Genomic DNA, 21257 nt, shown 5'->3' on the forward strand with positions numbered 1-21257 from the left:
ACGGTGCTGTCAAGGTTGAAGTCAAAAGGGTGGGCCATTTCACAGTGGACGGATTGAACCGATCCGGTCCGTGGCCCGTGCGCCACCACGACGGGAGGGATCGGTCCGGAAACGACACGACGGCGCCGGACGGCCGTGGCCGCCCGGCGCCGTCGGCGCGGTGGGTTCAGAGGTCGGAGACGGTCACCAACGGGCTCGCCACGCCGTTGACGTCCACGGACTGCACCTGAACCTTCTCGATGTCGGCCAGCGGTGCCGAGGTCGACGCGCTCAGCTCCAGCGCGAGTGGGTTCTGGTTGGTGCCGTAGCCGCCGCCCGGCACCGACCAGGTGCCCACCACCTCGCTCGTGGCGTTCCTGCGCACCACCACCAGCCGGCAGGTGCGCGGCCCGGGCAGCCGGCTGAGCTGCACGGCGATCTGCGTGCCGTACTCCTTCTTCGCCAGCCACATCGTGGTCGTCACGCCGGTGCCCGGATCGGTGGCGTTGTGCTCGTCGCCCTCGATGTCCTTCTCGCCGCCGACACCCGGCCGGTTCGGGTCGGTCGGCTCGCTGCTCGGCGCCGCGGTCGGCACGCTCTGCGTCGGCCCGGCCTGCGGCGTCGACGGCGGGTCGTCGCCGAGGAACCCGGCCGCGACGCCGCTCAGACCGCCGAACACCACCACGGCCGCCGCGGTGGCCAGCAACTGCCGGACCCGGGTACGCCGCCGGTCCCGTCGTACCGCCACCAGCGTCCGGTCCAGCAGCGCCGGATCGGTGTGGGTCTGCTCCAACGCGGCCATCGCCTCGCCGTCGATGCCGGAGAGCATCCCCACCACCGGGACCATCGTCTCCAGCTCCGCCGCGCACGCCCAGCAGGTGGCCAGGTGCTCCTCGAACCGTTCCATGTCCTGCGGATCCAGCACGCCGAGCGCGTACGCGGCGACGTCCATGTGGTCGGCCCGGCTCATTCCGTCACCCCCCTCTCCTGCAGAGCCGTGCGCAGCGCGCGCAGCGCGTAGTAGACCCGGGACTTCGCGGTGCCCAGCGGCAGGCCCAGCTCCTCCGCCGCCTCCGGCACGGTACGACCCCGGAAGTACGTCGCCACCAGGATCTCCCGGTGCGACTGGCTGAGCGTACGCAGCGCGTCCGCGACGGTCATCGTGCGCAGCACCCGGTCGGTGCTGTCCGACTCGGCGAACGCGGTCAGGTCCCGGTCGTACGTCTCCGCCGGGCGGGCCTGTTCGCTGCGGTGCTCGTCGATGGCGATCCGCCGGGCCACCGTGACCAGCCAGGGGCGCAGCGAGCCCGGACCACCCTGCACGCCGAGGCGGTGCGCGTTGCGCCAGGCCCGCAGCAGCGTCTCCTGCACGATGTCCTCGGCGCGCTGCCGGTCCCCACCGGTCAGTCGCATCACGAACATCAGCAGCGGGCCGGCGTGCTCCGCGTAGAGCAGGCGGATCAACTGGTCGGAGTGGCTGGCCTCGGCGGAGGTCGCCTGGTGGCGTCCGGGGGCGGGTCGAGGCGGCACCGGGTCATTCTGGCGATCGGCGGGACGTGCGTCGACCCCCCGACCCGAACGTGACGCGCGGGAGTGTGGCTGTGCCCGGGCGAACATCCACCCGGGCCGCGCCACCTCGCCGTGCCAGCCGGCCGCCACCGCATGCATGCAGACCTCCGGTGTCCAATGACATCAGCCGGCCCCCCACGGGCATGGCCGCCCGGTGATACGCAGCGCCCCGCCGATCGGATCAACGTTTGACGGAAAAAATTCCCGGTGGCGGCGGGGTGGAGTCCACCGCGTCCGCGTCGGAGACCACCGGGACGCCGCCGGCGAAGCGGTCCAGCTCGTCACCGGCCACCACCCGGCCCGGGAACCAGTCGCCGGCCGCGCGCCGGGACAGCTCCGGCACCGGCGGCTCCACCCGGGACGCCACCAGCACCAGATTGCCGTACCGCCGGCCGCGCAGCACCGCCGCGTCGCCCACCAGGCAGGCTCGGGGCAGCACGGTCCGCACGGTGGCGACCTGCCCCCGGGCGTGCCGCAGCGGCGGGCCGTCGGCGATGTTCGCCAGGTAGCAGCCGTCCGGCGCCAGCACCCGGGCCACCTCGGCGGCGAACTCCACCGAGGTCAGGTGGGCCGGGGTGCGGGCGCCGGCGAAGACGTCCGCGACGATCACGTCGTAGCCGCCGTCCCGGCTGGACGACAGCGTGGCGCGGGCGTCGGCCACCCGCACCCGCAACCGGGGATCGGCCGGCCAGGGCAGCTCCCGCCGGACCAGCTCCACCAACGCGCCGTCCACCTCGGAGACCCGAGACGTCGAACCGGGCCGGGTGGCCTGCACGTACCGGGGCAGCGTCAGCGCGCCGCCGCCCAGGTGCAGCACCCGCAACGGCGCGCCGGCGGGCGCGACCAGGTCGATCGCGGCGGCCAGCCGCCGGACGTACTCGAACTCCAGGTGCGTCGGGTCGGTCAGGTCCACATGCGACTGCGGGGTGCCGTCCAGCAGCAGCGTCCACGAGCCGGGACGGTCCCGGTCCGGCACCAGCTCGGCCCGCCCGGTGTCGACGTCCGCCGCCACCCGGTCGGCGTCCCGTCGCCGGCCCATCAGCGCCGCATCCCACGCGCCGCCGAGGTGAGCACCCGGTGCAGCAGCCGCGCGTCGCCGAGCATCCCGCGCAGCTTGCGCTCCAACCCGGCGATCGGCACCAGGTTCTGCGGGGCCCGCGGGTCCTTGTACGGGGTGGACGCGAACCGGGGCAACGTGACCAGGGACAGGTCCGCCAGCGCGACCGCCTCCGGCACGGTCAGCTCGGCCGAGCACTCCATCCGGACGATGCCCGCCCACGGCGCCCCGGCGGCCACCGGCAGGCGCAGATACCACGACCAGCCGCCCCACGCCGTGCCCAGCCGGAACACCGGGCAGCGCTGGCCCGGCGCCAGCCCGGTCACCACCGCGGTCAGCCGGGCGTCGAGATACTGGCTGTGCTGGGTCTTGATGTAACCCAGGGTGCGCGGCAGGTTCCGGCGGCTGCGCAGCGGACCGTCCACCACCAGCAGGTCACCGTCGGCGCGGACCGCGTCCGAGACGGCCACCTCCAGCGCGGTCAGCGGGCCCTGCACCGCGGCCGGCAGCTTGCTCAGCTCGCCGGTGCCGCCGACCCGGTGCACCGGGTAGCGGACCGAACCGGCCACCACCTCCTGTGCCGACGGGCTGGCGGTGAACAACCCCCGGCCCACCCGGGCGCCGGCCAGCTCGGCGGCGCCCCGGTCCAGGTCGCAGCGGACCACCCCGGCCGCGTACGAGGCGGCGATGCCGGGGAACGAGCCGCCGTCCTCCTCGGCCGTCCAGACGCTGGCGTCGATCCGGCGGACGCCGTCGACGAGCAGCACCACGTCCGGCGACCGCACCCCGGGACGGGGATCGATCGCCCGCCAGTCGGTGACCGGCAGTTCGACGTCGGCCTCCACCTGGGCGCTGCTCGGCGTCGCCGGCCCGGTCCCGCCGGCCGCCTCGAACGACGCCCCGTACGCCGGGTCCCACGAGTCGACGAAGAACCGGGCGCCGGCCCGGGACGGCCCGGTCACGTGGCGTCCCGCCGCGCGCCGTCGCGCGCCCTCACCGTGCCGGCCTTTCGTTCGCGACTGCGGGGCTCCGCTGCGCTGCACTCCTCGCGCTCACAGGCCGGTCCGCTCGATGCGGGCGGTGCGGGCGTCCTTGCGGACCTCGAAGCGGACCGGGATCCGCTCGGCCAGCGCCGGCACGTGGGTGACCACCCCGACCATCCGGTCCCCCCGGGCGGCCAGGCTCTCCAGCGTGGCGGCGACCGTGTCCAGCGTGGCCGCGTCCAGCGTGCCGAAACCCTCGTCCAGCACGATCGACTCCAGGCTCGCCGCGCTCGTCGACATGCCGGCCAACTGCTCCGACAACGCCAACGCCAGCGCCAGCGACGCCTGGAACGTCTCCCCGCCGGACAGCGTCCGCACCCCGCGCCGCAGCCCGGCGTCGTGGTGGTCGACCACGAAGAACTCACCCTTGTCGTGCACCAGGTCGTACTGCCCGCCGGACAGCTCCCGCAGGATCCGCGACGCGCCGTCGACAAGCAGGTCCAGCGCCTCGGTGAGCAGCCAGCGCTCGAAGTTGTTGGCCCGCAGGTGGCTCGCGAGCGCGCGGGCCACCCGCGCCTGCTGCTCGTGGCCGGCCCGCTGCTCCCGCAGCTCGGTCGCCTGCTCGCGACGCTCGGTCAGCCGACGCAACTCCGCCTCGGCCCGCTCCACCGCCACCGCGGCGTCGCGCAGCGGATCGTCCGGCGCGTCCAGCCCGGCGGCGGTGAACAACGCGCCGATCCGGTCGGACACCTCGGCCGCCGCCCGCCGGGCCGCGTCCACCGACCCGGCCAACCCGCCCCGGTCGGCCCGCCGCCGGTCGGCCTGCTCGCCCGCCCAACCGGCCAGCGCCGCCCAGGCCGACGCCACGTCGTCCCGGTCGGCGGCCGGCGGGCCGAACCGGGCCAGCCCGTCCCGCACCGCGTCGAAGTCGCGCCACGCCCGGCGCAGCCGGTCCTGCGCGCCGTCGAGCGTGCCCCGTGCCCGCCGGGCGGCCTCCCGACCGGCCCGCACCGCGCCACCGGCCTCGTCCAACGCCGTCCGGAGCCGGGCGTGCTCGGCCAGCGACCGGCGCAGCGCCTCCGGCGCGGCGGCGTCCGCGAGCTGCCCGTCCAGCTCGGCCAGCCGCGCGGCGAGCCCGTCCTGCTCGGCCCGGACCCGCAGCAGCACCCGGTCCAGGTCACGGGCGGCGGCGTCGCGCTCGGCCACCACCCGCTTTGCGGCCTCGCTGGCCGCCCGCGCCGCCTTGCCGGCCGCGAGCGCCCGACTCACCGCCGACCCCTTCGGCACCGCCGGCACGGCGAGGACCACCTGCTCGCACACCGGGCACGGCGCGCCGTCGACCAGGTGCGCCCGCAGCGCCACCGCCTGGTCGGCGGCCTTCGCCTCGTCGTGCGCCCGGAACGCCGCCTCCAGCTCGACCTCGGCCCGCTCGGCGGCGGCCCGCGCCGCGTCCAGCGCCGCGACCGCGGTGTCGTGCTCGGCCCGCGCCGCGTCGACCGCCGCGCGGACCGTCGCCGCCTCGCCGGTCAACCGCTCCCGGTCGGCGTACGCCCGCAGCAGCAGGCGCGCCGCGCTCTCGTCGCCGGCCGCGGCCAACTCGCCGCGCAGTTTCTCCTCGCGCTCCTCGGCCAGCCCGACCGCCGCGGTCGCCTCGTCGACGGCCACCCGGGCCGCGGCCACCGCGCGGGCCAGCTCGGCGGTGCCGTCCGGCGGCCGGACCCCGGCCAGCACGCCCAGCTCGGCGTCGAGCGCGGCCAGCGCCGCGGCCCGCTCACCGGCCGTGGCCCGGGCCTGTTCCAGTTCCGGTACGGCCGCCGCGACCGCCCCGGCCAGCTCCCGCACCGCCTCGACCCGGCCCCGGGCGTCGGCCAGCCGCGCGTCGTCCACGTCGGCGAGACCGCCGAGCACCTTGTCGACCGTCTCCAGCTTCGCCTCGGCCTGCCCGGCGCGCTCGACCGCCTTCTTCTGCACGTCCTCGTAGACGCCCAGCCCGAGCAGGTTCACCAGGATCTGCTGACGGGTCGCCGGCTTCGCGTGCAGGAAGTCGGCGAACTGCCCCTGCGGCAGCACCACGCACGAGGTGAACTGCTCGTACGGCAGCCCGACCGCGTCCAGCACGGCCTGCTCCATCTCGGCCGGCGTACCGGCCACCACGTCGCCCAGATCCTCCGGGCTGAGCCCGGTGTCCAGCTTGGTCACGTCGAAGCCGGGCGGCATGAGCTGGAGCCCGGCGTTGGCCGTCTTCACCGTCCCCCGGCCGTCGCGGCGGACCACCCGGGTGGCGACGTACCGGTCGCCGGCGGACTCGAAGACCAGCCGGACCCGGGCCTCGGCGGCCGACGGGGCCAGCGCGTTGGCCAGCCCGCGCGTGCCGCCCCAGCGTGGCACCGTGCCGTAGAGCGCGAAGCAGATCGCGTCGAGCACCGTCGACTTGCCCGAACCGGTCGGCCCGACCAGCGCGAAGAAGTCGGCGTCGGTGAAGTCGACGGTGGTCTCCTCGCGGAACACGGTGAAGCCGGCCATGTCCAGCCGCATCGGCCGCATCAGTGCTCCACCTCCTCGAGCAGCTCGTCGAAGAGTTCCCGTACGCCGTCATCGGCGTGCCCACGGCTGCCCAGGTAGTCGGCGAACAGCTCGCGCGGCGAGCGGCCGGCCCGCTGGGCGGTGCGGGTGCCGCTGCCCGGCGCCGGCATCAGCTCCGGGTCGATCCGGATCTCCAGCGCGCGGGGGAGCAGCTCCTGGACCTCCTCGCGCAGCCCGGCCCGGGGTTGCTCCCGGACGAAGACCCGCAGCCAGCCGTCCGGCGGCTCGATCTCGGCGAGCTGCGCGAGAGTGCCCCGCACCGTGCGCAGCGGCACCGCGCCGGGCACCGGCACCTCCCGGATCCGGGCGGCGGTGGTGGCGGTGACCTCCACGATCGTCACCGAGCCGACGTTCTCCTGCTCGCCGAAGTCGACCGCGAGCGGGCTGCCGCTGTAGCGGATCGGGCAGGGGCCGATCACCCGCTGGGAGCGGTGCAGGTGGCCCAGCGCCACGTAGTGCGCGTTGCCCGGGAAGACGGTCGCCGGCACCGCGTAGCCGAGCACGGTGTGCGCGTCCCGCTCGCCGCCGCCGGTGCTCGCCCCGACCACGGTGAGGTGCGCGGTGACCAGGTGCACCCGGTCCGGCTCGGTGAAGCCCTCGGCCAGCTTGTCGAGCACCCGGCCGAGATGGTCGGCGTAGGTCTGGTTGGCCTCGGCCGGGGTGAGCGCGTACATCTCCACCGCGCGGACCGCGTAGCGCTGGGACAGGAACGGCAGCGCGGCGACCCGCCACCGCTCGCCGTCGCGGGTCACCCCGTCGATGACGTGCTCGGCCGGATTCTCCCGCACGCTGCCGCGCAGCGTGATGCCGGCGGCGTCGGCCCACGGGCGCAGCGCGTCGAGCGCCGCGCCGTTGTCGTGGTTGCCACCGATCGCCAGCACGTCGGCGCCGGTGCGGCGCAACGCGGTCAGCGCGCGGGTGACCAGCCGGGTCGCCTCCGGCGTCGGCGCGGCGGTGTCGTAGAGGTCACCGGCGACGATCACCAGGTCGGGCCGTTCCTCGCGGGCGATGTCGATCACCTGGGCGAGGACCTGCGTGTGCTCCTCGGCCCGGGACTGCCCCTTGAGGACCTTGCCGACGTGCCAGTCGGAGGTGTGCAGGATCTTCATGGTGGGTCGCCGCCTAGAACGGGATGTCGTCGTCGGAGGTGCCGGAGCCGACCACCGCGAACGGGTCGGCGGCCTGCGTGATCGACCGTAGCGTCTCCGACGGGGCGCGGCCCGCCTCGGAGACCCGGGTGGCCCACGCCGGGAACGGGAACTCCAGGCAGAGCGGCACCGGGATGTCCGGCTGGTTGACGAACATGGTGCCGGGCTTGGCCAGCAGCGCCCGCTGGCGTTGGGCGGGCGGCAGGAAGCCGTACTCCGGGCGGGACGCCTCGGCCGGGTCGAGCCGGCCGACCACCCGGATCGCCGAGTTGGTGACGATCCGCCGCTCCACCTCGCTCGCGGTCTGCTGCGCGCCGACCAGGATCACCCCCAGCGAGCGGCCCCGCTCGGCGATGTCGAGCAGCACCTCCTTGATCGGGGAGGAGCCCTCGCGGGGCGCGTACTTGTTCAACTCGTCGAGCACGACGAAGAGCAACGGCTTGGCGGTGCCGGCCTTCTCCTTGCGCTCGAACTCGCTCTTGAGCGTCACGCCGACCACGAAGCGCTGCGCGCGGTCCGGCAGGTTGTGCAGGTCGACCACGGTGACCTGGGCGCTCTCCGCGGTGTTGATCGAGTGCGGGCGGCGGGTGGCCAGGTCACCGCGGATGAGCCGGCCCAGGTCCTTCTTGCTGCCGATGAGCCGGCGGGCGAACGCGTTGACGGTGCCCAGGCCGACCGCGCTGCCGGCCCAGTCGCCCCGGGTCTCGTCGTCGTTGAGCTGCTCGACCACGTGGTCGACCAGGTCGGCGTAGGAGCCGAGGCGGACCCCGTCGATGCTCACCCCGCCGTCGGCGGGCTGGGCGTATCGGGCCAGGTGGGCGGCGACCGAGTGGACCACCATGGTGTATTGCTGGCGCTCGTCGTCGGCGTCGGCGAACACGTAGGGCAGCAGCCGGTCGGCGCAGAACTCGCTCAGCGTCCAGTAGAAGCTGTCCACGCCGGTGAGCCGGCTGCTCACGTCCGGCGTGCCGGAGGAGTCACCGACCCGGGGCGGGGCGTAGACCCGCACGTCGGGGAACGCGCCGGCGTCGAGACCGAGCTTCGCGTACGCCGCGCGGGTCGGGTCGTCGAGCCGGGTGTTCGGGTGGTCGAGGAAGAGCAGGTCCTCGCCCTTGACGTTGAAGATCAGCGCCTTGGCGTTGACCGCGTCGCCGCCGAGCACGCCGGAGCGGAACACCGAGTAGAGCAGGAAGGTGGCGAAGCTGGTCTTGGTGGCCACCCCGGAGATGCCGGAGATGGAGACGTGCGCGCCCCGGGTGCCGTCGAGGAAGTCGGCGTTGAGGTAGACCGGCACGCCGTCGCGGCCCATCCCCATCGGGATCCGCCGCTCCATCCGGTCGAAGTGCAGCGCCCGGGCGCGGGCGTCACCCTCGGCCCGGTGCACCACCGCGCCCGGCGTGGGCGGGACGTAGAACTCCGGATCGACCCGGGTGGTGGTGATCTCGGCGGCCTCCTGCACCTGCGCGGGCAGCGTGCCGTCGGCGATGGCGAAGACGTCGGAGTCGAACTGCGCCCCCTCGTGCCGGGCGCGCACCTGGGTCACCACGCCGGCGATGGTCACCGGCTCCCGGTCGGGCAGCTCGCGTCGGGTCACCACCACGTCGTCGAGTTGCAGGTAGCTCCCCGGGGCGACGGCCGTCCAGAAGGTGAGCGGGGTGGCGTCGGCGGTGCCGAGCACCCGGCCGACCCCCTCGCCGGGCCCGTCGAGCTGGTCGTCGGTCATCGGCGGTCTCCGGTCGGCTGGTCGTCGGATTGGCGGCGCACGTCCTGCATCCTGCCCGAGGGATGCGACAGGTTGCCACGCGACGCGTCGGACGCCACGCCGGCCGCTCGCCGGGCGGATCCGGGCGAACACGCAACGTGTGATTCCCGCTCCCGACGTGCCCCTCGGCGGGCGATCCCGCAAGAGGACGGAGAGCCGGGCCGTCACGCCGTACGACTGCGCGCTGATTCACGGAAAGCGGGCCTGTCCCGGGCGAAATGACGACTCTTTCCGAGAATCTGCGCGTCATCGGCGGGGGTGGGGTGGGGTGGGGTGGTCAGGGGGTGGGGGTGGTGGGCGGCGGGTTGCCCGGGTCGCGGGTGTAGCGCAGCATCAGCACGCCGTCGGCGGCGGCCAGTACGTGTCGCAGTGGCAGGGGGCGTGCGGCGCTGCCGGGCCCGGCGGTGATCCGGCCGGGGCCGGCGCCGGCGAGCAGCGGCGCCACGGTCAGGCACAGCTCGTCGACCAGGTCGGCGGCGGTGAGCGCGCCGAACAGGTGCGGGCCGCCCTCGCAGAGCACCTGGCCCAGCCCGCGGCGGCGCAGCTCGGCCAGCCCGGCGGCCAGGTCGACGTGGTCGGTGCCGCAAGGGATCAGGTCGGCGACCTCGGTGAGCCCGGCCGGTGGCACGGCGCCGGAGCGGGTGAGCACCAGCGGCCGGACCGGGGCGTCGGCGAAGCAGCCCTGCGCCGGGTCGAGGTCGAGCGAGCCGGAGACCACCACCAGCGTCGGGAACTCGGCCAGACCCCGCTCGCGGCGCCAGGCGCGGCGGTCGGCGCTCAGCCGGACCGCGCCGTAGCCCTCGTGCCGCAGCGTGCCGGCGGCCACCAGCAGGCCGTCGCAGAGCATCCGCAGCAGCCCGAAGACGCGCTTGTCCGGCTCGCCGGAGAGCCCGGCGGAATAGTCGTCCAGGGTGACCGCGCCGTCCGCGCTGGCGACGAAGTTGACCCGCAGGTGCGGCTGCGCCGCCCGGTCGTAGAGCGCGGTGAGTTGCGGGTCGGTGAGCGGACCGGTCCCGGGGGCGGGCCAGACCCGTTCGATCGGGGTGCCGCCGCTCATTCGCCGGCCGGCCCGGTGACCGGCGGTGTGGGCCCGGGTGCGCGGTGTTGGCAGTCGCACCACGTCCGGCCACGGCAGTCGCGGTGCCGCCGCTCCCGGCAGGCTCGGCAGATCATGCTGGCAGCCTATGCCGCGCCGGGGCGGCGGAGCGCAGGCGGTAACGAAATGGGAACGCTCCCAGCGGCCTATTGACACCCCTGTTACCTGCCGGCAATCTCATGGGAGCGCTCCCGGCTGTGGTGTGAATCTCCTTCCTGCCCGCTCCGGCCCGGCGCCAAACGCACCCCCCACCACACAGATATCTCGCCTCACCACCGAAAAGAGGGGTCTGAAGATGAGCGTCCCGATTCACCGTCGGCGCTTTGCGGCCATCGCACTCGCGTCCGCCATGGTGCTTGCCGGCGCCACGGCCTGCGGCAATGACGACGACTCGTCAGGCGGCGGGGACAGCGGCGGCCCGGTCACCCTGGTCGTCGACGTCTTCGGCGACCAGGGCTTCGGCTACGAAGACCTGTACAAGCAGTACGAAGCCGAGCACACCAACGTCAAGATCCAGGAGCGCGGCAAGGGCCTCGGTCTCGGCGACTACAACACCCGCCTGACCCAGCAGATCACCGCCGGCTCCGGCGCCGGTGACGTGGTGGCCCTCGAAGAGGGCACGATCGTCCAGTTCTACGCGCAGGCCGACAAGTTCGTGAACCTGGCCGACCACGGCGCGAACGACCTCAAGGGCAACTTCCTGCCGTGGAAGTGGGAGCAGGGCACCACCCCCGACGGCAAGGTGCTGGGCCTCGGCACCGACGTCGGCTCGATGGCGCTGTGCTACCGCACCGACCTGTTCAAGGCCGCCGGCCTGCCCACCGACCGCGAGCAGGTCGGCGCGCTCTGGCCGACCTGGGACAAGTTCATCGAGGCCGGCCAGAAGTTCGCCGGCGCCGACAAGAAGCACAAGTTCGTCGACTCGGCGACCAACTTCTACAACGTGGTGCTGATGCAGGTCGCGGGCCAGGGCACCGGCTACACGTACTACGACAAGAGCAACAAGCTGGTCATCGACCAGAACCCGGACGTGCAGGCCGCGTACCAGCTCACCACCAAGATGATCTCCGCCGGGCTGTCGAACAACCTGCAGTCCTTCTCCAACGAGTGGAACGCCGGTTTCAAGAACGGCACCTTCGCCACCATCGCCTGCCCGGCGTGGATGACCGGTGTGATCAAGGGCCAGGCCGGTGACGCGGCGGCCGGCAAGTGGGACATCGCCAAGGCCCCCGGCGCGGGCGGCAACTGGGGCGGCTCCTTCCTCGGCGTGCCGAAGTCGAGCAAGCACCAGAAGGAGGCCGCGGAGCTGGCCAAGTTCCTGACCAGCGCCAAGGGCCAGATCGGCGCGTACAAGGCGGTCGGCAACCTGCCGTCGAACCCGCAGGCGCTCACCGACCCGGCCGTGGCCGACTCGACCAACGACTACTTCAGCAAGGCCCCGGTCGGCAAGATCTTCGCCGCCGGCGCCACCGACCTGAAGCCGGTCTACCTCGGCCCGAAGAACAACGCGGTCCGCACCGCCGTGGAGAACACGCTGCGCGCCGTGGAGCAGGGCAAGTCCGCCGACGAGCAGTGGCAGGCGGCTTTGAAGAACGGTGCGGCCGCCGGTAAGTGATCCGGCTGAGCCGCTCGCGGGTGGCGTCGGCAGCCCCGTGCTGCCGGCGCCACCCGCGGTGCCCGCAGAGCCCGGCGTCGCCCGTGAGGCGGGCGACGCCGGCCGAGGAGAAGGACTCCTGATGAGCCTCGACCTGCACGCCACGGCGCCGCCCGAGCCCCGCCCGCCGCGCGCCCGCACCTCGCACCGCCGCGCCAGCTCGGCCACCAAGCTGGACCTGAAGTACTCGCCCTACCTGTACGTCCTGCCGTTCTTCCTGCTCTTCGCCGTGTTCAGCGCGTACCCGATCGTGTACACGGTCTGGATCGCGTTGACCGACCGGTCCCCGCTCAACGCGACGATCTCCTTCGTCGGGCTGGACAACTTCGTCGAACTGCTCACCGACGACCCGCAGTTCTGGAACGCGGTGGTGAACACGTTCGGCATGTTCGTGCTCTCCACCGTGCCCCAGCTGATGCTGGCGCTGATGCTGGCCAACGCGCTGAACCGGAAGCTGCGCGCGCAGACCTTCTTCCGGATGGCCATCGCGATGCCGATCATCACCTCGACCGCGGTGGTCGCGCTGATCTTCTCGATGATCTACGCCAAGGACTTCGGCCTGATCAACTGGCTGCTCGACGCCGTCGGCCTGGACCCGATCGACTGGCGGGCGAACCGCTTCGCCTCCTGGTTCGCCATCTCCACCATGGTCGACTGGCGGTGGGTCGGCTACAACGCGCTGATCTACCTGGCCGCCATGCAGTCGATCAGCAAGGACATGTACGAGGCCGCCGCGCTGGACGGAGCGTCCCGGCGACGCCAGTTCTGGTCGATCACGGTCCCGCAGCTGCGTCCCACGATCATCTTCACGCTGATCATCTCGACCATCGGCGGGCTCCAGCTCTTCACCGAGCCGCTGCTGTTCACCAGCGGATCGGGCGGCCTCTCCGGCGGCTCCGAGGGCCAGTTCCAGACCATCACGATGTACCTGCTCGACGTGATGAACCAGCGCTTCCGGTGGGGTTACGCCGGAGCGGTCGCGCTCGTGCTCTTCGTGCTCATCGCACTGATGTCGACGATCAACTACCTGCTGGCCCGTCGCATCAGCTCCGACAAGTGAAGGTGACGAGATGACGACCACCACACTCCGTCCGCCCACCCGGCCGCCCGCGCCCGCCAAGGTCAAGGCCACCCACCAGGCCGAGCGGCTCTTCAAGGCCAGCCCGCTCACCTGGTTCGGGCTGGTCCTCGGCGTGTTCCTGTCGCTGTTCCCGTTCTACTGGATGATCGTCATCGCCTCGCGGACCAACGACGCGGCCAACTCCTGGCCGCCGCCGTTCCTGCCCGGCGGCAAGCTCGGCGAGAACATCGAGCGGGTGCTGGCCAACGGAGACGCCAACGTCGTCAAGGGCCTGATGAACTCGTTCCTGGTCTCCGGGACGATCACCATCGCCACGGTGTTCTTCGGCTCGCTGGCCGGCTTCGCGTTCGCCAAGCTCCGCTTCCGGGGCAAGAACGCGCTGCTGCTGATCATCCTCGCCTCGATGATGGTGCCGATCCAACTCGGCGTGCTCCCGCTCTACATCCTGATGGCGAAGCTCGACTGGCTGAACACCATGCCGTCGGTCACCGTGCCGTTCCTCATCGGCGGCTTCGGGATCTTCATGATGCGCCAGTACGCCGAACAGGCCGTCCCGAACGAGCTGATCGAGGCCGCCCGGGTGGACGGCTGTTCGACCTGGCGGGTGTACTGGCACGTGGTGATGCCCGCGTTGCGGCCCGCCGCCGCGGTGCTCGGCCTGCTCACCTTCATGGAGCAGTGGAACCAGTTCTTCTGGCCGTTCGTGGTGCTGGCCGACCCGTCCAACCCCACCGTCCAGATCTCGCTCCGTAGCCTCAACACCGCGTACTTCGCCGACAACTCGCAGATCTTCGCCGGTACGTTGATCGCGACCCTGCCCCTGTTCATCGTGTTCGTTCTGTTCGGCCGCCAGATCATCGGCGGCATCATGGAAGGCGCCGTCAAGTCGTGAGCAACCCAGCCAGCCCGCCCGCCGTCGGCGTTCTCGACGAGGGCCCGGCCGTCACCTTCCCGCCCGGCTTCCTCTGGGGCGCGGCGACCGCCGCGTACCAGATCGAGGGCGCCGCGGCGGAGGGTGGCCGTACGCCGTCGATCTGGGACACCTTCAGCCACACCGAGGGTCGGACGGTGGCCGGGCACACCGGCGACGTGGCCTGTGACCACTACCACCGGATGTCGGACGACGTGCGGCTGATGGCCGACCTGGGGCTGCGGTCCTACCGCTTCTCCGTCTCCTGGCCCCGGGTGCAGCCGGGCGGCGCCGGCGGGGTCAACCAGGAGGGGATGGACTTCTACCACCGCCTGGTCGACGAGCTGCTCGGGCACGGCATCGAGCCCTGGGTGACGCTCTACCACTGGGACCTGCCCCAGCCGCTGGAGGACGCCGGCGGCTGGCCGGCCCGGGACACCGCCGGCCGGTTCGCGGAGTACTCGGCGCTGGTCGCCGACGCGCTCGGCGACCGGGTGAAGTACTTCACCACGCTGAACGAGCCGTGGTGCTCGGCGTTCCTCGGCTACGGCTCCGGCGTGCACGCGCCGGGCCGGTCGAACGGCGCGGACGCGGTCCGGGCCGGGCACCACCTGATGCTCGGGCACGGCCTGGCCGTGCAGGCGGTGCGGGCGGCCCGCCCGCAGGCGGAGCTCGGCATCACGGTGAACCTCTACCCGGTCACCCCGGCCACCGGGTCGGCGGCGGACGCCGACGCGGCCCGCCGCATCGACGCGCTGGCCAACCGCTTCTTCCTGGACCCGGTGCTGCGCGGCGCGTACCCGGCCGATCTGATCGCCGACCTGCGGGGCGTCACCGACCTCGGGCACGTCCGCGACGGCGACCTGGCCACCATCTCCACGCCGCTGGACATGGTCGGGGTCAACTACTACAGCCGGCACGTGGTCGCCGCGCCGGTCGAGGGCGGGGAGCCGGAGCCCTACTGGCGGGCGCCGTCCTGCTGGCCGGGCAGCGAGGACGTCCGGTTCGTCACCCGGGGCGTGCCGGTGACCGACATGGACTGGGAGATCGACGCCCCGGGCCTTACCGAGACGCTGGAGCGGGTCCACCGGGAGTACACCGACCTGCCGCTCTACGTCACCGAGAACGGCTCGGCGTTCGTCGACACGCTGGCCGACGGGCGGGTCGACGACCCGGACCGGCTGGCCTACTTCGCCGCGCACCTGCGCGCGTCGCACGCCGCGATCGAGGCCGGGGTGCCGCTCAAGGGCTACTTCGCCTGGTCACTGATGGACAACTTCGAGTGGGCCTGGGGCTACACGAAGCGGTTCGGCATGGTCTATGTCGACTACGACAGCCAGGCCCGGATCGCGAAGTCCAGCGCCAGGTGGTACGCCGACGTGATCCGACGTAACGGCTTGGCCGCACAATAAGCTGGGCCAGCCAGTAACGGGCGGCCCCGGCGCCGGAGCCTCAACCGGTGCCGGGCCCGCCCGCCCGTCGGAGGAGCACAGACGATGACAACGCAGCGCACCCGCTCGCTCGGGCGCCCGACCCTCGACGCGGTCGCGGCCCGCGCCGGCGTCGGGCGCGGCACGGTCTCCCGCGTGGTCAACGGCTCGCCGCAGGTCAGTCCGGAGGCCCGGGCCGCCGTCCAGCAGGCCATCGCCGAGCTGGGCTACGTGCCGAACCGGGCCGCCCGGGCGCTGGTCACCCAGCGGACCGACTCGGTGGCCCTGGTGGTCTCCGAGTCGGGGGAGCGGGTCTTCACCGAGCCGTTCTTCGCGGCCATCGTCCGGGGCGTCAGCTCCGGGCTGCTGGAGACGCCGATGCAGCTCTGGCTGGCCATGGTGCAGTCGCCGATCGAGCGGGAGCGGGTCGAGCACCACCTGACCAACCAGCACGTGGACGGCGTACTGCTGCTGTCCCTGCACGACTCGGACCCGCTGCCCACGCTGCTGGAGGAGCGCGGCCTGCCGGCGGTGCTCGGCGGCCGGCCGGCCCGGATGCTGCACCCGAACGCCCAGCCGGCGTGGTTCGTCGACGTGGACAACGTCGGTGGCGCCCGGCAGGCGGTGGAGCACCTGTTCGCCCGGGGGCGGCGGCGGGTCGCCACCATCGCCGGCCCGCAGGACATGGGCGCCGGCCTGGCCCGGCTCTCCGGCTACCGGGAGGCGGTGCGCGCCGCCGGGGGCATGGTCGAGAACGGGCTGATCGCGTACGGGGACTTCAGCGAGGGCAGCGGCACGGCCGCCATGCGTCGGCTGCTGGACTCCTGCCCGGATCTGGACGCCGTCTTCGTCGCCTCCGACCTGATGGCCTTCGGCGCGTTGCGCGCGCTGCGGGAGGCGGGTCGCCGGGTGCCCGAGGACGTGGCGGTGATCGGCTTCGACGACGCCCCGATCGCCCGCCAGGCCGAGCCGCCGCTGACCACGGTGTTCCAGCCGGTGGAGGAGATGGGCCGGCAGATGGCCCGCCTCCTGGTCTCCCGCATCCGCGGCGACGACGTCCCCTCCCCGCACGTCCTCCTGAACACCGAGCTGATCCACCGCGCCTCCGCCTGACGCACCCCCCGCCCCGCCCCGCCCCGCCCCACCCCCCGCACGATCCGCGCTGATTCACGGAAAGAGTGGTCATCGCACGCGGAATGAGCACTCTTTCCGTGAATCAGCGGGCAGTCGGGGTGGGGGTGGGGGAGGGGCAGGGTGGGTCAGGACCAGCGGCGGAGTTCGCGGCGGGCGAGGGACGCGCGGTGGACCTCGTCGGGGCCGTCGGCCAGGCGCAGCGTGCGGGCCTGGGCCCAGAGCGCGGCGAGCGGGGTGTCCTGGCTGACGCCGGCCCCGCCGTACGCCTGGATCGCCTTGTCGATCACCCATTCGGCCATCGCCGGAGTAGCGATCTTGATGGCCTGGATCTCGGTGTGCGCGCCCTTGTTGCCCACGGTGTCCATCAGCCAGGCGGTCTTGAGCACCAGCAGTCGGGCCTGCTCGATCCGGACCCGGGACTCGGCGATCCACTCCCGCACCACGCCCTGCTCGGCGAGCGGGCGGCCGAACGCCACCCGGTCCAGCGCGCGGCGGCAGAGCAGCTCCAGCGCCCGTTCGGCCATGCCGACCAGCCGCATGCAGTGGTGGATCCGCCCCGGACCGAGCCGCGCCTGGGCGATGGCGAAGCCGGTGCCCTCGGCGCCGACCAGGTTCTCCACCGGCACCCGGACACCCGTGAAGTCGATCTCGGCGTGCCCGCCGTGCGGGGCGTCGGAGTAGCCGAAGACGGTCATCCCGCGGCGTACCGTCACGCCCGGGGTGTCCCGGGGGACCAGGATCATGCTCTGCTGGCGGTGCCGGTCGGCGTCCGGGTCGGTCTTGCCCATCACGATGAAGACCTCGCAGCGCGGGTCCATCGCCCCGGACGACCACCACTTGCGGCCGTCGACCACGTAGTGGTCGCCGTCGCGGGTGATCCGGGTGGCGATGTTCGTCGCGTCGGAGGAGGCGACCTCCGGCTCGGTCATGCAGAACGCGGAACGGATCGTGCCGTCCAGCAGCGGCGCGAGCCAGCGCTCCCGCTGCGCGTCGGAGCCGAACTCGGCCAGCAGCTCCATGTTGCCGGTGTCCGGCGCGGCGCAGTTCAGCGCCTCCGGGGCCAGGTGCGGGCTGCGGCCGGTCAGCTCGGCCAGCGGCGCGTACTGGAGGTTGGTCAGGCCGGCGCCGTAGCGCGCGTCCGGCAGGAACAGGTTCCACAGGCCCCGGGCCCGGGCCTCGGCCTTCAGCTCGGCCATCACCGGCGGCCGGGCCCACGGGTCGCCGGCGGCGAGCACCTGCTCGTGGTGCACCGGCTCGGCCGGCAGGACGCACTCGGTGAGGAACGCCTCCAGCCGCTGCCGCAGCTCGACCGTGCGGTCGTCGTACGCGAACTCCATCACTTCTCCCTCACCGCGTGCAGACCGTGCGCGACCAGCGGCGTCACCATCTCGCCGATCCGGTCGAACCCCTCGCCCAGCGTCTGCCCGAGGGTGTGCCGGTAGTGGATGCCCTCGCAGATCACCGCCAGCTTGAAACAGCCGAGCGCCACGTGCCAGTGCAACGGTCCGACGTCGACGTCGCTGCGGCCGGCGTAGCGGTCGATCAGCTCGGCGCCGGTGGGGAAGCCGGCCCGGGGGCCGATCCCGTCGGCCACCGGGTTGCCCTCGGCGAGGTCGCTGTCGCCCAGCACGTCCCAGTAGGTCAGCAGCAGGCCGAGGTCGGCCAGCGGGTCGCCCAGCGTGGCCATCTCCCAGTCGAGCACCGCCCGCACCGTCACCGGGTCGACGGCGGCGAGCAGGTTGTCGAGCCGGTAGTCGCCGTGCACGATCCGGCCCGCGTTCGCGCCCTCCGGCACGCTGCCGGCCAGCGCGTCGCGCAGCTCGTCGATGCCGGGCAGCGGGCGGCTGCGGGACCGGTCGAGCTGCCCGGCCCAGCGCCGGACCTGCCGGGCCAGGTAACCGTCGGGGCGGCCGAAGTCGGCCAGCCCGACCTCGGCCGGCTCCACCCGGTGCAGCGTGGCGAGCGTGTCCATCATCGCCATGGCGAGGTCACGCCGCTGGCCGGCGGTGAGCGCGTCGGTCTGCTCGCGCCGCCGGTAGACCTCGCCGTCGACGTGGCTCATCAGGTAGAACGGCGCGCCGATGACGCTCTCGTCGGCGCAGAGCAGCAGCGCCTCGGGGACCGGCACGCCGGTCGGGGCCAGCGCCGAGATCACCCGGTGTTCCCGGGCCATGTCGTGCGCGGTGGCCAGCACGTGCCCGAGCGGGGGCCGGCGCAGCACCACCTCGCGGTCACCGGCGCGCAGCAGGTAGGTCAGGTTGGACTTGCCGCCGGCGATCAGCCGCGCGGAGAGCGGCCCGGCCAGCTCGGGCCGGTGGGTGGCCAGGTGGGCGGCGAGCCGGTCGAGGTCGAGCCCGCGCGGGGCCGGACCGGTCGGTGGCCGGGTGGCGTCGACGGCCGGATCGGTCATCCGGATAGTCGACGGCAGCTCAGCTTTGTTGTCAAGGTCGGATTTTCCCGGCGGGACATGCCACGGCAACGGGGACGAAACGGCCGGCCGGCAGGCTGGGAACAGCCTGCCGGCCACGCGCCGGCCCGCCGAGCGGAGGGGATCAGACATGCTGCTGAGAGTTCGGGTGACCCTGCCCGACCGACCGGGCACGCTCGGCCAGGTGGCCCGGACACTCGGTGTCTCCGGGGCGGACATCGTCCAGGTGGTGGTCCTGGAGCGGCTCGGTGGGCGGGCGGTCGACGACTTCACCGTGGTCTGGCCGGGCGCGGCGCGGGTGGAACGGCTGCTCGCCGGGCTGGCCGCGATCCCCGGCGTCCGGGTGGACGGCGTGTGGCGGGCGATCGGCACGCCGACCACCACCGGTCAGGACGCGGAGCTGCTCGCCCAGGTGGCGGCGAACCCGACCGACGGCGTGGCCACGCTCGTCGACGCCGTGCCCGGCCTGCTCGCCGCGGACTGGGCGGTGGCCGCGGTGGTGCCGCTGGACTGGGCCGCGCGTCCCGGTGGGGCCGGCTCGGCCACGGTCGGGCACGCGAGCTGGCGGGCCCCGACGCCACCCCGGTTGCCCGAGGTGACCCCGCTGCGCGCCCGCGCGCTGACCAGCCCGGAGGGTCACCACTACGCGGTGGCGCCGTTCGGCCGGGCCGGGCTGGTGCTGGTGGTCTCCCGCGACCACGGCGAGCCGCTCTCGGCGGCCGCGTTCCACGCCATCGAGGTGGACCGGCTCGCCCAACTCGTCCGCGCCAGCGCGGTGATCCTCGGTGACCGGCTGGACCTGGTGGGCGCGCCGCCGGTGACCACCGTCACCTGACCCGGTGGCGGGGCGTCACCCCGGGGCAACGGGCACGCAACAGGCGACCGGCATGGTCGGTGGTGAGGAAGGGAGACAACCATGGCGCTGTGGCGGATCCGAGCCACCGTGGACGACCGGCCGGGTTACCTGTCGGTGCTCACGGCGAGCCTCGCGTTGCGCGGGGTCAACATCCTCACCGTGCAGGTGCACACCACCGAGGTCGGCGCCGTCGACGACTTCCTGGTCGACGCGCCCGAGCAGATCACCGAGGCCGAGCTGCGGGCCGCGGTCGAGCGGGGCCGGGGGCGGGACTGCTGGGTGGCGCGCAGCGAGGCGCGTGGGCTGGCCGACGAGCCGACCCGGGTGCTCGGCCTGGCCGGTCGGCTGCTCCGCGATCCGGAGGGCCCCGGCGCGGCGCTGCGGACGCTGCTGGGCGCCGACGCGGTGACCTGGCGTCCGACGTCCACCGCGGCGCCGGGCGGCGTGGGCGGCACCACGATGCTGCTCGCCGACCCGGCGGGCGGCGCCTACGAGCTGCGCCGTCGGGAGCCGAGCTTCACCCCGGCCGAGTACGCCCGGGCGCAGGCGCTTGTCGAGTTGGCGGCGACGCTGGACCGCCGGGACACCCACCGGGTCACGCTGGTGCTGCCCGACGGCGGGGAGGTGTCGGTGCGGCCGGCCACCGCCGACGACGTGCCGGCCGTACGCGAACTGCACGTCGGCTGCTCGGAGCGGAGCCGGCAGCGGCGCTACCTGAGCGGCGCGTACCCGTCGCCGGCCCGGCTGCGTCGGCTGCTCGAACCGGCGCGGGGGGTGACCCTGCTCGCCACGGCGGGCTCAGGCGGGGCGGCGGAGCCGGTCGTGGCGATGGCCAACCTGCTCGGCGAGGGCGACGAGGCCGAGGCGGCGCTGCTGGTCCGGGACGACTGGCAGCGGCGGGGCCTCGGCTCGGCGCTGCTGCGTCGGCTGCTCGGGCACGCCGGCCGGACCGGTTGCGCCGCGGTGCTGCTGCACGTGCAGGCCGAGAACACGCCGATGTTGCGGACGCTGCGCCGGCTGGACCGGCCGGTGACGCTGGACCGCGACGGCGGCGTGCTGACCGCGACGTTGCCGCTGACCCCCGCCGGCCGGGTGGGCGTGCCGGCCGGCCGAGGGCCGGGGGCCGTCCGACCGGCGTGGCCCGGCCGGGACACCGCGGCGGGCCTGCCGGCGCAGCGGCCGGGTTAGAGCTGACGGCAGCCCGGCCGGGTCCACTCGGCGAGCCGCAACGGCGCGGCACGCCGACGGGACCCGGCGGGGAGCCGACACCGGCGCCGATGCGGCGCCACCCTGACCGACCTCCGATGCGGGGGACGGTGACACGAACGGGGCCTCCGGTGCGGGGGCCCCGTTCGTGTCGCTGGGCGGCAGGTAGCTGACGGTTCGTCCGCCGCGACCTGCCCGCCGGCAAGATGCCGACCACGCGTCGCCAGCCCCGACGCCCGCCGACGCCCGACACGGCCGAGCGCCCCGGGCGTACGGCTCCGGGGAGCCCTCGGGGCCGGTCCGGTCAGCCGCGCTCCGGCAACCCGGCTGAGCACCCGTCACGTTGTCCACGTCTTCCGTGATCACACCGGCGAGGCCTCC

Annotated in this window: 17 protein-coding genes; 7 read left to right on the forward strand and 10 right to left on the reverse strand. The window is 73.8% G+C overall.

The annotated features are described in order from the left end of the window. Window positions 1-166: 166 nt before the first annotated feature. The 8 genes from ACLQ2W_RS30175 to ACLQ2W_RS30210 form a co-directional block, all read right to left on the reverse strand. Window positions 167-949, reverse strand: coding sequence for an anti-sigma factor family protein (locus tag ACLQ2W_RS30175; RefSeq protein WP_425790783.1), 783 nt, complete (start codon window positions 947-949; stop codon window positions 167-169). Beyond that, complete coding sequence (locus tag ACLQ2W_RS30180; RefSeq protein ID WP_425790785.1) at window positions 946-1647, reverse strand: sigma-70 family RNA polymerase sigma factor; 702 nt, start codon at window positions 1645-1647, stop codon at window positions 946-948. The genes ACLQ2W_RS30175 and ACLQ2W_RS30180 overlap by 4 nt, the downstream gene beginning before the upstream one ends. A gap of 82 nt (window positions 1648-1729) precedes the next feature. Next, complete coding sequence (locus ACLQ2W_RS30185; protein ID WP_425790787.1) at window positions 1730-2587, reverse strand: spermidine synthase; 858 nt, start codon at window positions 2585-2587, stop codon at window positions 1730-1732. Then, complete coding sequence (locus tag ACLQ2W_RS30190; RefSeq protein ID WP_281935222.1) at window positions 2587-3567, reverse strand: hypothetical protein; 981 nt, start codon at window positions 3565-3567, stop codon at window positions 2587-2589. Before ACLQ2W_RS30190 ends, ACLQ2W_RS30185 begins: the two co-directional genes overlap by 1 nt. A gap of 90 nt (window positions 3568-3657) precedes the next feature. Next, window positions 3658-6132, reverse strand: coding sequence for an AAA family ATPase (locus ACLQ2W_RS30195; RefSeq protein WP_425790789.1), 2475 nt, complete (start codon window positions 6130-6132; stop codon window positions 3658-3660). Next, on the reverse strand, window positions 6132-7280 hold the full coding sequence (locus tag ACLQ2W_RS30200; RefSeq protein ID WP_281935218.1) for an exonuclease SbcCD subunit D: 1149 nt from the start codon (window positions 7278-7280) through the stop codon (window positions 6132-6134). Before ACLQ2W_RS30200 ends, ACLQ2W_RS30195 begins: the two co-directional genes overlap by 1 nt. A gap of 13 nt (window positions 7281-7293) precedes the next feature. After that, the gene (locus ACLQ2W_RS30205) at window positions 7294-9042 is read right to left on the reverse strand and encodes an ATP-binding protein (RefSeq protein ID WP_281935217.1); all 1749 of its coding nucleotides are present in this window, start codon (window positions 9040-9042) and stop codon (window positions 7294-7296) included. A gap of 316 nt (window positions 9043-9358) precedes the next feature. Then, a complete protein-coding gene (locus ACLQ2W_RS30210) occupies window positions 9359-10138 on the reverse strand; it encodes a pyrimidine reductase family protein (protein WP_425790849.1) in 780 nt (259 codons plus the stop codon). Window positions 10139-10472: 334 nt separating this feature from the next. On the opposite strand from ACLQ2W_RS30210, the gene ACLQ2W_RS30215 reads away from it, so the two are divergent. From ACLQ2W_RS30215 to ACLQ2W_RS30235, 5 genes are all read left to right on the forward strand, one after another. Beyond that, window positions 10473-11792: an ABC transporter substrate-binding protein gene (locus tag ACLQ2W_RS30215; protein ID WP_425790792.1), complete on the forward strand. Its 1320-nt coding sequence runs from the start codon at window positions 10473-10475 to the stop codon at window positions 11790-11792. Between the two features lie 121 nt (window positions 11793-11913). Then, window positions 11914-12891 carry a carbohydrate ABC transporter permease gene (locus ACLQ2W_RS30220; RefSeq protein ID WP_405093066.1) on the forward strand — a complete coding sequence of 326 codons (978 nt, stop codon included), beginning with the start codon at window positions 11914-11916 and terminating at the stop codon, window positions 12889-12891. A 10-nt stretch (window positions 12892-12901) separates the two neighbouring features. After that, entirely contained in the window at window positions 12902-13804 is a 903-nt protein-coding gene (locus tag ACLQ2W_RS30225; RefSeq protein ID WP_396776187.1) for a carbohydrate ABC transporter permease, read from the forward strand. Continuing rightward, entirely contained in the window at window positions 13801-15234 is a 1434-nt protein-coding gene (locus ACLQ2W_RS30230) for a GH1 family beta-glucosidase (RefSeq protein WP_425790795.1), read from the forward strand. Before ACLQ2W_RS30225 ends, ACLQ2W_RS30230 begins: the two co-directional genes overlap by 4 nt. Window positions 15235-15318: 84 nt before the next feature. Further along, window positions 15319-16365 (forward strand): LacI family DNA-binding transcriptional regulator, encoded by a 1047-nt coding sequence (locus ACLQ2W_RS30235; protein ID WP_425790797.1) that lies wholly within the window; start codon window positions 15319-15321, stop codon window positions 16363-16365. Window positions 16366-16511: 146 nt separating this feature from the next. Here ACLQ2W_RS30235 and ACLQ2W_RS30240 read toward each other — a convergent pair whose 3' ends face one another. Both ACLQ2W_RS30240 and ACLQ2W_RS30245 read right to left on the reverse strand, forming a co-directional pair. After that, window positions 16512-17723 carry an acyl-CoA dehydrogenase family protein gene (locus ACLQ2W_RS30240; RefSeq protein WP_425790799.1) on the reverse strand — a complete coding sequence of 404 codons (1212 nt, stop codon included), beginning with the start codon at window positions 17721-17723 and terminating at the stop codon, window positions 16512-16514. Further along, the gene (locus ACLQ2W_RS30245) at window positions 17723-18796 is read right to left on the reverse strand and encodes a phosphotransferase family protein (RefSeq protein ID WP_425790801.1); all 1074 of its coding nucleotides are present in this window, start codon (window positions 18794-18796) and stop codon (window positions 17723-17725) included. Before ACLQ2W_RS30245 ends, ACLQ2W_RS30240 begins: the two co-directional genes overlap by 1 nt. Window positions 18797-18944: 148 nt before the next feature. Between ACLQ2W_RS30245 and ACLQ2W_RS30250 the strand changes: the two genes are divergently transcribed. Beyond that, window positions 18945-19649: an amino acid-binding protein gene (locus ACLQ2W_RS30250; RefSeq protein WP_425790803.1), complete on the forward strand. Its 705-nt coding sequence runs from the start codon at window positions 18945-18947 to the stop codon at window positions 19647-19649. Between the two features lie 81 nt (window positions 19650-19730). Next, complete coding sequence (locus tag ACLQ2W_RS30255) at window positions 19731-20858, forward strand: GNAT family N-acetyltransferase (protein WP_425790805.1); 1128 nt, start codon at window positions 19731-19733, stop codon at window positions 20856-20858. Window positions 20859-21257: the final 399 nt, after the last annotated feature.

Origin of the sequence: Micromonospora sp. DT227, from assembly GCF_049841835.1 — a bacterium.
In the GTDB taxonomy this organism is placed as follows: Bacteria; Actinomycetota; Actinomycetes; order Mycobacteriales; family Micromonosporaceae; genus Micromonospora.